The following is a 14,214-nucleotide window of genomic DNA, read 5'->3' as shown; positions in this document are numbered from 1 at the left end:
CCCTCGCCACCGTCAGCCGGTCCGCAGGGCCATGGTCATGGCCTCCACCGCCAGCAGCGGCGCGACGTTCCGGTCCAGGGCCTCCCGGCAGGCCGCGATCGCGTCGATCCGCCGCAGCGTCGCCTCCGGCGTCCCGTTCCGGGCCATCCGCTCCAGCACGTCCTGGACCTCGACGTTGGCGAGGGCGACCCGCGACCCCAGCTGCAGGGCCAGCACGTCCCGGTAGAAGCCGGTCAGTTCGGTCAGCGCCAGGTCCAGGCTGTCCCGCTGCGCCCGCGTACGGCGCCGTTTCTGCTTGTCCTCCAGGTCCTTCATCACGCCCGCCGTGCCGCGCGGCATCCGCCCGCCCTGCACGGCCCCGAGCGCCGCCTTCAGCTCCTCGGTCTCCTTGGTGTCGACCTCTTCCGCAAGCTGCTTGGACTCCTCGGAGGCCGCGTCGACCAGCTCCTGCGCGGCCTTGAAGCAGCCCCCGATGTCGTCGATCCGCAACGGCAGCTTCAGAACGGCTGCCCGCCGCTCCCTCGCGCGCGGATCGGTCGCCAGTCGCCGCGCCCGCTCGATGTGGCCCTGGGTGGCCCGGGCGGCGACCGCGGCGGCCTCCGGCTCGATGCCCTCACGCCGTACGAGCATGTCCGCCACGGCGTCCACCGACGGCGTCAGCAGCCCGACATGCCGGCATCGCGAGCGAATGGTCGGCAGCACGTCCTCCAGCGAGGGGGCGCACAACAGCCAGACCGTCCGGGGGGCGGGCTCCTCCACGGCCTTGAGCACCGCGTTCGCCGACTTCTCGTTCAATCGCTCGGCGTCCTCGACGAGGATGACCTGCCACCGCCCGTTCGCGGGCGACGTGAACGACTTGCGGACCGTGTCGCGCATGTCCTCGGCGAGGATCTGCGTGCCCACGGCCGCGACGGTCGTCACATCGGCGTGCGTCCCCACCAGCGCCGTATGGCATCCGTCGCAGAACCCGCACCCCGGGCTCCCGCCGAGCGCCCGGTCGGGGCTCACGCACTGCAACGCCGCCGCGAACGCCCGCGCCGCCGTGTTCCGGCCCGCTCCGGGGGGCCCGGTGAACAGCCAGGCGTGCGTCATCTTCGAGGCCTCGGGAGGCGGACTGCCGCTCTCCGCCGCCGTGACGATGGCGTCCGCGTCCCGGGCGGCCGCGTCCAGCTGCCCGCTCAGCCGCTCCTGCCCCACCAGGTCGTCCCACACGGTCATGCCCTCACCGCCCTCCATCCCAAGAAGCGAAACCGAACCCGAACCCTGTCGGCCCCATTCTGCGCGACCCCACTGACACCGCCGAAACGACCGGAGGCGAAAGCCACGGTGCGCACCCCTCCGCAGCGCACCGGTAGGGGACGGTCGCGGGTGCGTACCCCCGCCCCCAACCGCCGCGTGCCCGCCCGGGAACGGAAGGGGCCGTGCCGGTGCGTCAAGTCCGTCGCGTGGAGAATCCCAGCGAACAGCGCCCCCACACCCGCGGCCGGTAGAACACCGAGCAGCGGGCTGACACACCGGCACGGCCCCGCCCCCAACGCACCGCGGGGCGACCGACACGCCGGGACCGAGCCGTGGATCGCGGAGTCGCGGCAGGCCACCGCCCACGAGAGGGGGAGGCACAGCCGGAGGCACGGGCCAAGCCCGGCCCGCGCGGGCGAACAGGCTCAGCGCAGGCACGCTGGCCGGCTCGAGTCCTGCATGAGCAGGGCTCAGCCCCGCCGCCGACCCCAGCCACGACCACGCCTGTCGTCCGGATCGTCCGAGTCGTGCGGCCCCAGCAGTTCGTCCGCCAGCGTCGGCAGATCGTCGAGCGGCGTCTCCTCGGCCCAGTCGGAGCGCTGCCGACGGCGCGGAGTCCCCTCCTCGTCGACCTGCGGCAGCTCCCGAGTCCGCTCCCCGGCCCCGTCCTGCGTGGGCCGCTCGTCGCGGAAGAACCCCGGTGGCACCCGGTCCTCACGCACCGGCGGAAGCACCGCGGCCTCGTCGGGCGCCCCCGGAGGCACCGGCGGCAGCACCGCGGTCTCATCCTCCGCACGCGTCCCCGACCCGAACGCGGACACCGACGCCGAGCCGGACGCGGACTCCGACGACCCGGCCCCGGACCCGGACCCGGTCCCGGAGCCAGCCCCCTCATCCGACGGCTGGGGCGGCCTCGGCAGCTTCGCCGTGGTCTCGGAATCGTTCGCTCCGCCGGGCCGAACCGGCGGCAGCACCGCCGTCTCGTCCCACGAGCCGCCGGACGCGTCCGTGGGCTTGACCACCGGCGTGGGCACGGTGGCGTCAGCCGAACCACCCCGCTCGGCCCGGTCACCCCGGTCACCCGGCTCGCCCTGCTCGGTCCGACGGGCGCGCTCCCCGTCGCCGTCGGCCCCCCGAGGAGCCTCGGCGTCCCGAAGCGCTGCGGCCTCGGCCTCCCGGGCCGCCGCCGCTGCCCGTTGCGCCGCCGCGGCACGCTCCGCCTCGGCCGCCGCCGCTGCCGTCCGCGCGGCCTCCGCGACCCGCTCGGCCTCCGCGGCGGCGGCCCGCTCCGCGGCGATGCGGCGCGCCTCCTCGGCGCGCAGCAGCGCCTCCTCAGCCTTGCGCTGCTTCTCCAGGCGGCGCGCCTCCGCCTCCGCCCGCAGCCGCTGCTCCTCCGCGGCCTGCCGGCGGCGCCGTTCCTCCTCGACCCGGCGCCGTTCCTCCTCCTCGGCGCGGGCCTTCTCCTCCGCGAGGAGACGGGCCTGCTCCTCCTCGGCTCGGCGCTGTGCCTCCTCGGCCCGTCGCCGGGCCTCCTCTGCCTGCCGTTCGGCCTCGCGGCGCTGCGCCTCCTCCAGCTCGCGCCGCTTGCGCTCCTCCTCCTCGGCGCGCAGCCGGGCGAGTTCCTCCTGGCGCTCCCGTTCGAGCCGCTCCTCCTCGGCCTTGCGGGCGGCCTCTTCCTCGGCCCTCTTGCGGGCCTCCTCCTCGGCCTTGCGTCGCGCTTCCTCCTGGGCCTTCACCTCGGCCTCGGACAGCGGGAGCATCACATCGAGGCGGTGCCGGATGACGGTGGTGACGGCCTCCGCGTCCTGACCGCCGTCGACGACGAGGTACCGGCCGGCGTCGGCGGCGGCGAGCGTCAGGAACCCGGCCCGTACGCGCTCGTGGAACTCGGCCGGCTCGGACTCCAGCCGGTCCGGAGCCTCGGTGAACCGCTCCCTCGCCGCCTCGGGCGAGACGTCCAGCAGCACCGTCAGATGCGGCACGAGCCCGTTCGTGGCCCACCGCGAGATCCGGGCGATCTCGGTCGGCGAGAGGTCCCGGCCCGCTCCCTGGTAGGCGACGGAGGAGTCGATGTAGCGGTCGGAGATGACGACGGCGCCCCGCTCCAGCGCGGGCCGCACCACCGTGTCCACGTGCTCCGCGCGGTCCGCGGCGTACAGCAGCGCCTCGGCCCGGTGGGACAGTCCGGCGCTGGACACGTCGAGGAGGATCGACCGCAGCCGCTTGCCCACGGGGGTCGCGCCGGGCTCGCGGGTCACGACGACCTCGTGGCCCTTGGCGCGGATCCACTCGGCGAGCGCCTCGACCTGGGTGGACTTGCCGGCGCCGTCACCGCCCTCCAGGGCGATGAAGAACCCGGTCTCGGCGGGTGCCTGGTCGGGGTCGTCACCGCCGAGCAGCGCGTCCCGCAGGTCGTGCCGCAACGGCACCCCGGACCGGTCGTCGACCTTGGCGAGCACGAGCGCGGCGACCGGCAGCAGCAGCGCCCCGACCAGCATCAGGGTGAACGCGGCGCCGCCGTGCGCGAACACGAACTTGCCGTTCTCCAGCCGGTGCGGGCCGATGGCGGCGGCGACCAGCGGTGCGACGACGGCGGCGAGGGCGACGTAGACCCGTACGACCGCGTGGAGGTGCTCGGTGGTCCGGGTCCGCCGGAGTTCCTCGGCCTCCTGGTCGAGCAGCGTGTGCCCGGTGTTCGCGGCGATGCCCGCGGCGACACCCGCCAGCCCGAAGATCAGGACGACGCTGGTGACGTCCGGTACGAGTCCGCCGGCGAGCAGTGCCACGCCGGTGAAGGCGATGGCCAGGGCGAGGAGGCGGCGGCGGGACAGCGCGGGCAGCAGGGACGGCGCCCGGCGGATCCCGAGACCCACCCCGCCGGTCAGCGCGAGGACCAGCAGGCCGTACAGCACCGGGCCGCCGCCGAGGTCCTTGGCGTGCAGCACGGCGACGGCGACCGCGGCGGCGACCGCGCCGGCGACCACCGCGCACGCGACCACCAGGATCGGGATGGCGCCCGTGCGGCCCTTGTCGACGCCGGTGGTGGTCCTGGGCCTGCGCAGCCCCTCCAGCGGGGACCGCGCGCGGGGGGTGCGCGTCCTGGGCAGTTCGAGGAAGGTCACCACGGACAGCGAGGCGGCGAAGAGTCCGGCGGCGACGTACGAGGCGAGCGCCGCCTGGTGCTGGCCGAACCAGTCGAGGCCGGCGCCGAGCAGGTTGTTGAGCAGCGCCACGACGACGAGGGTGGCGGCCGCGAGGGGCACCGCCACGAACCCGGTACGCAGGGACAGGCGCCGCAGCGCGTCCATGTGGTCCGGCAGCGGGCGTACGGTCGCGCCCTCCAGCGGCGGCGCGGGCAGCAGCGCGGGCGCCGCGCTCTCCCGGCACACCGTCCAGAACCGTTCGGCGACGCCGGTCACGAAGACGGTCACCAGGATCACCGCGAGCGCGTTGTCCGGTGTCCAGTCGATCCACAGGGGCGCGACGATCAGCAGCAGGACACGCAGTCCGTCGGCGCCGACCATGGTCCAGCGGCGGTCGAGCGGGCCGTCCTGCGAGGTCAGCGAGGTGAGAGGGCCGAGGAGTACGGCGCCGAAGAGCAGGGTCGCGAGGACCCGCGTACCGAAGACGGCGGCGACGGTCAGGGTGACGCCGCGGTACCCGCCGCCGAACGCCCCCTCCGCGATCGCCGTCTCGAAGGCCAGGAGGACGAGCACGAAAAGGGCGAGGGCATCGCCCACGCCGCCGACGAGCTGTGCGCTCCACAAGCGTTTGAGCTGAGGTCGGCGCAAGAGCGCCCGTACCGCGCGCTCCCTGGAGTCGGCTGCCAGGGCGTCGTCGGGGGCCGGAGTCAGGGCAGTCGGCTGCTCGCCTCGCATCATGCTTTCAGCCTATCGGCACCCACCGACACCCCGGACCGACGCCCGAACGCACGCACACGTCACCATCAAGTCGTGTAAAAAGCGCGGGTTCGGAGAAGCCGAGGTGAAGATTCCGGCCACCGCTCGACCCCACCGCCACCAAGGGGCGAGGGAAACCGGGCGGGACCAGCCACAACGCGCCCGCACCAGCGCATGGCTTCCCCACCCCGGCCCTCTTGGGCGTTCCGAACCCTCGACCGCTCCCGGCCCGACGGGCGTTCCGAACCCTCCGCCACCACCGACCCACCGGGAGTTCCGGGGAATCGGCCGCTACCGACCCGTCGATCCGTCAGGTGTTCCGCGCCCTCCGCCGCTGCCGCCCCGTCGGGCGCCCGGCAGCCTTGAGCCGGACGCCCGCCCGACGCCTTTCGACGCACATCGACGCGCCTCGACGTCTCTCGACGCCCGCGACGCCTCTCAGCCCTCGGACGACCCGGCGGTCTTCTTCGCCGCCGCGGTCTTCGCGGTCGCGGCCTTCTTCGCCGTGGCCGTCTTGGCCGTGGCGGTCTTCTTCGCCGCGGTCTTCTTCGCCGGCGCCGCCTTCTTCGCGGCGGCCGTCTTGGTCGTGGCCGCCTTCTTCGCGGGTGCCTTCTTCGCAGGCGCCTTCTTCGCCGTCTTCTTGGCGGGCCCCTTCGCCCGCTTCTCCGCGAGCAACTCGAACCCGCGCTCGGGCGTGATCGTCTCCACACTGTCGCCGGACCGCAGCGTCGCGTTGGTCTCGCCGTCGGTGACGTACGGGCCGAAGCGGCCGTCCTTCACCACGACGGGCTTCCCGCTGACGGGGTCCGCGCCCAGTTCCTTCAGCGGCGGCTTGGCGGCGGCCCGGCCCCGCTGCTTGGGCTGGGAGTAGATCTGCAGCGCCTCTTCCAGCGTGATCGTGAACAACTGGTCCTCGGACTGGAGGGAGCGCGAGTCCGTGCCCTTCTTCAGGTACGGCCCGTACCGCCCGTTCTGCGCGGTGATCTCCTGGCCCTCCGCGTCCACACCGACGACACGCGGCAAGGACATCAGCTTCAGGGCGTCGTCGAGCGTGACGGTGTCCAGGGACATCGTCTTGAACAGGGAGGCCGTCCTCGGCTTGACCGCGTTCTTGCCCGTCTTCGGGGTGCCCTCGGGGAGGATCTCCGTGACGTACGGGCCGTAGCGGCCGTCCTTGGCGACGATCTGGTGGCCGGTCGCCGGGTCGGTGCCCAGCTCGAAGTCGCCGCTGGGCTTCGCCAGCAGCTCCTCCGCCAGCTCGACGTTCAGCTCGTCGGGCGCCAGGTCCTCGGGGATGTCGGCGCGCTGGTGGCCCTCGCTGTCCTTCTCGCCGCGCTCGATGTAGGGGCCGTAGCGGCCGACGCGGAGCACGATGTCGTTGCCGACGGGGAACGAGGAGACCTCGCGGGCGTCGATGGCGCCCAGGTCGGTGACCAGTTCCTTCAGTCCGCCGAGGTGGTCGCCGTCGCCGTTGCCGGCCTCGGCGGCCACGCCGATGTCACCGGTGTTCTCGCCGAAGTAGAACCGCCTCAGCCACGGCACGGACTGGGCCTCCCCGCGGGCGATGCGGTCGAGGTCGTCCTCCATCTTGGCGGTGAAGTCGTAGTCGACGAGCCGCCCGAAGTGCTTCTCCAGGAGGTTGACCACGGCGAAGGACAGGAAGGACGGCACCAGGGCCGTGCCCTTCTTGAAGACGTAGCCGCGGTCGAGGATCGTGCCGATGATCGACGCGTACGTCGACGGACGGCCGATCTCGCGCTCCTCGAGCTCCTTGACCAGGCTGGCCTCGGTGTAGCGGGCGGGCGGCTTGGTGGCGTGCCCGTCGACCGTGATCTCCTCGGCGGCCAGCGCGTCGCCCTCGCTGACCTGCGGCAGCCGGCGCTCGCGGTCGTCCAGCTCGGCGTTCGGGTCGTCGGCGCCCTCGACATACGCCTTGAGGAAGCCGTGGAAGGTGATCGTCTTGCCGGAGGCGCTGAACTCGGCGTCCCGGCCGTCGGAGGCGGTGCCGCCGATCTTGACGGTGACGGAGTTGCCGGTCGCGTCCTTCATCTGGGAGGCGACGGTCCGCTTCCAGATCAGCTCGTACAGCTTGAACTGGTCGCCGGTCAGACCGGTCTCGGCGGGGGTGCGGAAACGATCGCCCGAGGGGCGGATCGCCTCGTGCGCCTCCTGCGCGTTCTTGACCTTCCCGGCGTAGGTCCGCGGCTGTGCCGGCAGGTAGTCGGCGCCGTACAGCTGGGTGACCTGGGCGCGGGCGGCGGCCACGGCGGTGTCGCTGAGCGTCGTGGAGTCCGTACGCATGTAGGTGATGAAGCCGTTCTCGTACAGCTTCTGCGCCACCTGCATGGTCGCCTTGGCCCCGAAGCCGAGCTTGCGCGAGGCCTCCTGCTGGAGGGTGGTCGTGCGGAACGGGGCGTACGGCGAGCGGCGGTACGGCTTGGACTCGACGGAGCGGACGGAGAAGCGGGTGTTCTCCAGGGCGGCGGCCAGCGCGCGGGCGTTCGCCTCGTCCAGGTGCAGGACGTTGGCGCCCTTGAGCTGCCCGAGCGAGTCGAAGTCGCGGCCCTGGGCGACCCGGCGGCCGTCCACGGACTGCAGGCGGGCGACCAGCGACGACGGGTCGGACGGGTCACCGGCGCGGCCGGTGGAGAAGGTGCCGGTCAGGTCCCAGTACTCGGCCGAGCGGAACGCGATCCGCTCCCGCTCCCGCTCCACGACGAGCCGGGTCGCCACGGACTGGACCCGGCCCGCGGACAGCCGGGGCATGACCTTCTTCCACAGGACCGGCGAGACCTCGTAGCCGTAGAGGCGGTCGAGGATGCGGCGGGTCTCCTGGGCGTCGACCAGCTTCTGGTTGAGCTGGCGCGGGTTGGCGACGGCGGCCTGGATCGCGGCCTTGGTGATCTCGTGGAAGACCATCCGCTTGACCGGGACCTTGGGCTTGAGGACCTCCTGGAGGTGCCAGGCGATGGCCTCGCCCTCCCGGTCCTCATCGGTGGCGAGGTAGAGCTCGTCGGAGTCCTTCAGCAGGTCCTTGAGCTTCTTGACCTGCGCCTTCTTGTCCGCGTTGACCACGTAGACGGGCGCGAAGTCGTGCTCGACGTCCACGCCGAGGCGCCGGACCTCGCCGGTGTACTTCTCGGGCACCTCCGCGGCGCCGTTGGGAAGGTCGCGGATGTGCCCGACGCTCGCCTCGACGATGTAGCCGGGGCCGAGATAGCCCTTGATCGTCTTCGCCTTGGCAGGCGACTCGACGATGACGAGTCGGCGGCCGCCCTTCGCGGTCTCGCTGGTCGGGGACAACTTCGCTCTTCTCTCCGGTCGACGCTGGGATCTCCCCGGGGTCGCCTTGTGTCCGGGGTCGGGCACCCCCGGAGGCCGGTGCCTCGCAGGAGGCTCGGCCATGGGCCCGGGGATCGGGTCATGCTGACGCTGCGGAGTGTGACGGTACATCCCGCCCCCGTGTCAAACGGGAAAAGCCCGCAACGGCCACTCGAACGGTAACCCGACTACCGCCATTCCTGCCGCCCGGCGTGGTCACCGGCCTTCCCGGACCGGTGCGCAGGGTCACCCCGCGGTCACCCGAAGCGCATCCTGCCCCGGCGCCCGGAACGCCCTCAGATCTGCGCGAAGCACCACGCACCGAGCAGCAGGGCGGCGACCGCGGTGACGCTCGCGAGCGTCGCCGACATCACAGGGCGCACCCCGTGCGCGACCGGAAGCCCCTGCCGCAGCCGGACGGTGGTCCACAGCAGCAGCCCGCCCCCGAACAGGGCGAACACCACTCCCGCGAAGATCGCCGATTCGCTCTCCATGTCCCGCTCTCCCACCCCTCGACACCCAGGGAGGGGAGGCTGGCACGCGCGGGAAGCGGACACGCGAACCCGAGGTGAACGCGAGGCGTCCGGACCTCAGACCGAGCCGGGCGTGGGTATCTTCCCGGTCGTCCTGGAGACGTCGGCGTTGCGCACCGTGCACACCACTTTGTTGAAGCCCTTCTTCCACTCGTCCTCGTCGGAGACCCAGCCCGACACGATCAGGTCGGCACCCGGCGCCCAAGTCGTCTCGAACCTGTTGGTGCAGAGCTTTCCCCCCTCGTCGAGGGCGCCCTGGAAGGTCATGCTGTCCGGGGCCTGCACCGATCCGACGACCTGGTCGGTGTGGGCTTGGGCACAGTCGGTCAGCGGCGCGTCATATCCCTTGTCGTCCCTGGTGGTGTAGTCCCAGCAGTCGCCGACGGCCATCTGCGTGGGCCACAGGTTCATGCCCGTGTCACGGAGCCGGCCCACTTCCCCGCCGATCGGGACGTGCTCGCCCAGGACGAGACATGCCGTGCCGCCCTTGGCCGCGGTGAAGCCCTCCTTCGTCGGCACGAGCGCGTAGACCCCGGCGTCGGGAAGGGCCTCGGCCATCGCGTCGGCCTGGCTGGCGCAGCGCTGCGGGCCGTTGTCGCGGGCGTCGTCGTGGTCGGAGGCCGTCTCTATCGCCACGACCTGGCCGTCCGGCCAGTCCTCGTCGCAGTCGACCACGCCGAGGTCGGGCAGCGACTTGAACGCCGCCCCCGTCCAGACCGCCTTGACGCAGTCCCCCACGTGCAGCGGCCGGGTGAGGGCCGCCTTCTCGCCGTAGGGGTACTTCGCGACCACCGTGCGGGACGGGGCGTCCGTGTCGCCGTCCGCGTCGCCGTTCAGCACGTTGACGACGGCCCAGGTGCCGCCGCCCGCCACCAGCAGCACCGCGACGACGAGCGCGACGAGCGCGGGCGGCGGCACCTTGCGCCGGGGCGTGCCGGGCTGCGGGGCGACGGCGGTGACGGTCGGGTACCCCGCGTGGCCCGGCGGGGTGGGGCCGCCGCCGTAGGCCGTGGACGGATGGGCCGCGTACGGCGGTGCCTGAGCGTACGACGGGGCGTGACGGCCCGCCGCGCCTGCGTAGGGCGTGGCCGGGTTGCCGGGGTAGCCGCCCTGGGCGGGGCCCTGACGGCCCGCCACATCGCCGTAGGGCGTGGGCCCGCCGGCCGCGTACGGGTTGTGGCCGTCGTACGGGCCACGGGGCTGCGCCTGCTGCCAGGGGTCGTACGGTGACGGTCCGGCCGGGGTGTCGGGGACCGCGCCCGGGGTGTTCGGGCCGCCCGCCGGGGTGTGCGGCGTGTTCGGTGTCGGCGGGGCGCCGGGCGTGTGCGGGACGGCGCCGGGGGTGTGGGGTGCGTACGGGGCGGCACCCGGCGTGTGGGGGGTGTACGGCGTGGCGGGCGCGCCGGGGGTGTTCGGTGTGCTGCCGCCCGGGGTGGCGGGGGCCGGGCCGAAGGCGTCCGGGGCCGACGAAGGGGTGGCTCCCCAGCCGGCCGGCGACGAGGGGCCGCCCCCGGCGGCGGCCCGCTCCAGGCCGCGGGCCGCGGCCTCCGGCGACAGCCGTCGTACCGGGTCCTTGATGAGCAACCCGTGGAGTACGGGCGCCAGTTCACCGGCGTGGGCGGGCGGCGCGGGGTCCTCGCCCAGCAGGGCGGTGAGGGTCGCGTACTCGCCGTGGCGGTCGAAGGGGCCGCGGCCCTCGACGGCCGCGTACAGCGTGGCGCCGAGGGAGAACAGGTCGGCGGCAGGTGTCGGCGGCTCGCCCCGCGCGCGCTCGGGCGCCAGGTAGCCGGGGGTGCCGAGGATGCCGGCGGTGGCGGTGAGCCGGGGCTCGCGGGACTCCGGCTGGAGCGCGATGCCGTAGTCGGTGAGCAGCACGCGCGCGTAGGGGTCGCCGGAGGCGTCGGCGGCCAGCAGGATGTTGGCCGGTTTCACATCGCGGTGGAGGATGCCGATCCGGTGCCCCGCGGTGAGCGCGTCGAGGACGGCGAGTCCGATCCGGGCGACCTGCTCGGGCGCGAGGGGACCCTGCCGACGGATGACGGCCTGGAGGTCGACGGCGTCCGGCACGTACTCCATGACGATCCACGGCAGGCCCTCGTGCAGCACCACGTCGTGGACCGTCGCCACATGGGGGTGGCCACGCAGGCGTGCGGCGTGCCGGGCCTCGCTGCGGGCCCGGGCGATGCGGTGGGCGGGCTCGCTCGCGTCCATCGGGACGTCGGGCAGGGAGATCTCCTTCATGGAGACCTCGCAGGCCAACTCCTCGTCGTACGCGAGCCACACCCGGCCCATGCCACCCGCGCCCAGCGTGCGCAGCAGGCGGTAGCGGCCGTTGATGATCCTTCCCTGGCCCTGCCCCGGCGTATCCCCCGCCATCGCGATCCCCCGATCCCCCAGAGACAGCGCGTGCCTCCCCCGAGGACACGTCGAACCCGTCTCTTGAAAATAGCTTCGCACGTACCACTGACAGGAGACCTTTTACTGATCAATCCAGTCAGACAGGACACATGAGCCCCAGGGGTACGAAGACGCCCCTTCTGTTACTCGAACGGGGCCCCGGGCATGTGCTCGGCGGGTCGGCGGGCCGCCCCGGGGGCCGGTCCGAGGAAGCCGCCGCGCTCAGGGGATCGGCTGAAGGAAGCCGTCGGGCCGGGGGACCGGTTCCAGGAAGCCGCCGACTCAGGGCGCCGGTTCCAGGAAGCCCTGCTCGACGAGGAGCCGGATCTGCGCCGGCGTCCGGTCGCGCAGCGCCACCGCGTCCTCGCCCACGAGCTGGGCGATGGCGTCCAGGATCCGCCCCGCGCTGAGCGAGCCGTCGCACACACCGGCGAACCCGGCGCCGACCGTGTCCACCTTCGTGGCCCGGCGCATACCGCGGTTCTGCCGCAGCACCACGTGCTCGGGATCCTCGGCGCCGGGCAGCCCGACCTGCTCCTGGACGACCTCGGAGGCGAGCCGGAAGTGCGCGCCGAGGAGCGCGGCGTCGTCGCTGGCCCGCAGGTAGTCGACGCGCGCGAAGTGGGCCCGCACCGTCTCACCGAGCGGCTGCTCGACCGGATGCGGCCATTCCTCCACGGTGACCGAGGGCTCGTCGTCGGCCGCGGCCGACTTCCGCAGGGTGATCCAGCCGAACCCGACGCCCTTGACCTTGCGGGCCTCGAACTCGTCCAGCCACGCGTCGTACCGCGCCTGGTACTCGGCCGGGTCGCCCCGGTGGTCGCCCGCGTCCCGCAGCCACAGCTCCGCGTACTGCGTGACGTCCTGGACCTCCCGTTGCACGATCCACGCGTCGCAGCCGCGCGGCACCCACGACCTGAGCCGCTCCTGCCAGTCCTCCCCCGCCACGTGCTGCCAGTTGGCGAGGAACTGCGCGAACCCGCCCTCGTTGAGCCGCTCCCCGGCCCGCTGCACGAGCGTGCGGCAGAGGTCGTCGCCGCCCATGCCGCCGTCGCGGTAGGTGAGCCGGGCGCCGGGCGAGATCACGAACGGCGGGTTGGACACGATGAGGTCGTACGTCTCGTCGTCCGCGAGCGGCTCGAAGAGCGAGCCCTGGCGCAGGTCGGCCGCCGGTGCGCCGGAGAGCGCAAGCGTGAGCGCCGTGATGTGGAGCGCGCGCGGGTTCAGGTCGGTCGCCGTCACGCGGGTGGCGTGCTGGGCGGCGTGCAGCGCCTGGATCCCGGAGCCGGTCCCGAGGTCGAGCGCGGAGCCGACCGGCGTCCGCACGGTGATGCCGGCGAGGGTCGTGGACGCGCCGCCGACACCGAGGACCACACCCTCGTCCTTGCTGCCGACGCCCCCGGCCCCGCCGACCGCGCACCCCAGGTCGGACACGATGAACCAGTCCTCGCCATCGGGTCCGCCATAGGGCCGTACGTCGACGGTGGCGGCGATGTCGTCGGAGGAATCGCCGACGGGAACGAGCCATCCACTGTCGACACACGCGTCGACAGGCAGCGCGTCCTCCACCCGCGCGCGTGCCACCGGCTGCTGCAGCAGGAACAGCCGGACGAGCGCCTTCAGCGCCGACTCGCCGCGCGTGGCCCGCAACGCGGGCACGACCTCGCTCCGGGCGAGGGCCGCGTACGCGGAGGCGCCGAGCAGGTCGAGCAGCCCGTCGGCGGTGAAGTCTGCGCCGATCAACGCCGCGCGCAACCGAGCGGCGACGTCGGGACGGTCAACGGACGGCAAGGAGGGCAGCTTGGAGTGACTCACAGACGTCAGCGTAGCCCCGGCGGGCCGCACCGCCCTCAGCAGCGCGAACCGCGGCCGGGCGCGCCGCCGACAGGCGCGCGCACCCCGACCGGAAGACCGCCGTCACCCCCGAACCGCGGCCAGGCGCGCACCCCGGTCGGCCGTCAGCCCTGCGGACCGCGGCCGGTCGTACCGCCCGAGGCGCCGTGCCCCGGCGCCGGGGTTCCGGGCCGCAGAACGGCGTTGCGGTGCCCGGACGTCGGTGGCGTCAGCTCTGGGTGGCTCCCGCCGAGACCGAGACGGACGAGGTCGCGGACTTGCAGCTCGGCTGCTCGGCCATGGCCTGGCCCACCTCGCCCTTCTCCAGCTCCTTCAGGGCGTTGCTGCCGGTCTTGCTGAGCTTCTCCAGCTCGGTGGCGACGCCTTCGAGCCCGTCGGCGAACTTCGCCTGGTCCTTCGTGTTCAGCGCGTCGGACTTCTTCTTCAGCTCGGCGTAGGCGGTCGACAGCTGGTTCAGCTCCGCGACCGCGGCCTTCTGCTTCTTCTCGCCGTCCTCGACGTTCGGCGCACCGGCCTGCTGGATGGCCGTCGCCATGGCCTTGTAGGCGTCGGAGATGTCCTGGAAGCCCTGGGAGTCGGCCTTCTGGACGTCGGCCGGCGTGCTGTCGTCCGAGGTCTCCTTCTGGATCGAGGCGTTGGCCGCCGCGATCTTCTTGATCTGTGGCTGGACGTCGTCGCAGACCTGCTTGGCCCAGGAGTTCAGCTTGTCGTTCGTCTCGTCGCCGCTGCTGCACCCGGACAGCGCCAGTGCCAGTACCGCACCGCCGGACAGTGCGGCCGCGAGCTTCTTGTTCACCGGATCGGTCCCTTCCATGGCTCTCGGCCCCGGAACATACACGGAGGACGGGAGTCACCTGCGTGCCGAGCCCCCTCTATCTATCATTTTGTAACCATTTGCACCAAGAGAGAGAAGGCTCACGGACCGGCGCCGTACACAGCGGAGCGGGCGGCCGACGCATCAACACGCACCG

At 73.1% G+C, this 14,214-nt stretch carries 7 protein-coding genes; all 7 read right to left on the bottom strand.

The features are described from left to right. Nucleotides 1–12: 12 nt before the first annotated feature. The 7 genes from GSY65_RS20715 to GSY65_RS20685 all read right to left on the bottom strand — a co-directional run bounded on the left by GSY65_RS20715 (nucleotide 13) and on the right by GSY65_RS20685 (nucleotide 14,057). Nucleotides 13–1,218: a DNA polymerase III subunit delta' gene (locus GSY65_RS20715; RefSeq protein ID WP_159770976.1), complete on the bottom strand. Its 1,206-nt coding sequence runs from the start codon at nucleotides 1,216–1,218 to the stop codon at nucleotides 13–15. 491 nt (nucleotides 1,219–1,709) lie between these two features. Further along, nucleotides 1,710–5,120, bottom strand: a complete 3,411-nt coding sequence (gene tmk, locus GSY65_RS20710) for a dTMP kinase (RefSeq protein WP_159770973.1) — start codon at nucleotides 5,118–5,120, stop codon at nucleotides 1,710–1,712. Between the two features lie 456 nt (nucleotides 5,121–5,576). Then, nucleotides 5,577–8,441: a type I DNA topoisomerase gene (gene topA, locus GSY65_RS20705; RefSeq protein ID WP_159770970.1), complete on the bottom strand. Its 2,865-nt coding sequence runs from the start codon at nucleotides 8,439–8,441 to the stop codon at nucleotides 5,577–5,579. 314 nt (nucleotides 8,442–8,755) lie between these two features. Further along, nucleotides 8,756–8,953 carry a hypothetical protein gene (locus GSY65_RS20700; RefSeq protein WP_159770967.1) on the bottom strand — a complete coding sequence of 66 codons (198 nt, stop codon included), beginning with the start codon at nucleotides 8,951–8,953 and terminating at the stop codon, nucleotides 8,756–8,758. A 96-nt stretch (nucleotides 8,954–9,049) separates the two neighbouring features. Then, nucleotides 9,050–11,368: a serine/threonine-protein kinase gene (locus tag GSY65_RS20695; RefSeq protein WP_159770964.1), complete on the bottom strand. Its 2,319-nt coding sequence runs from the start codon at nucleotides 11,366–11,368 to the stop codon at nucleotides 9,050–9,052. Between the two features lie 303 nt (nucleotides 11,369–11,671). Further along, nucleotides 11,672–13,204 (bottom strand): DUF7059 domain-containing protein, encoded by a 1,533-nt coding sequence (locus GSY65_RS20690; RefSeq protein ID WP_159770961.1) that lies wholly within the window; start codon nucleotides 13,202–13,204, stop codon nucleotides 11,672–11,674. 247 nt (nucleotides 13,205–13,451) lie between these two features. After that, nucleotides 13,452–14,057, bottom strand: coding sequence for a small secreted protein (locus GSY65_RS20685; RefSeq protein WP_159770958.1), 606 nt, complete (start codon nucleotides 14,055–14,057; stop codon nucleotides 13,452–13,454). Nucleotides 14,058–14,214 lie beyond the last annotated feature (157 nt).

The organism is Streptomyces sp. HM190 (assembly GCF_009857135.1).
Classification (GTDB): domain Bacteria; phylum Actinomycetota; class Actinomycetes; order Streptomycetales; family Streptomycetaceae; genus Streptomyces; species Streptomyces heilongjiangensis.
Note: the sequence above shows the minus strand (reverse complement) of the source record. Positions and strands in the feature narration are given on the sequence as shown.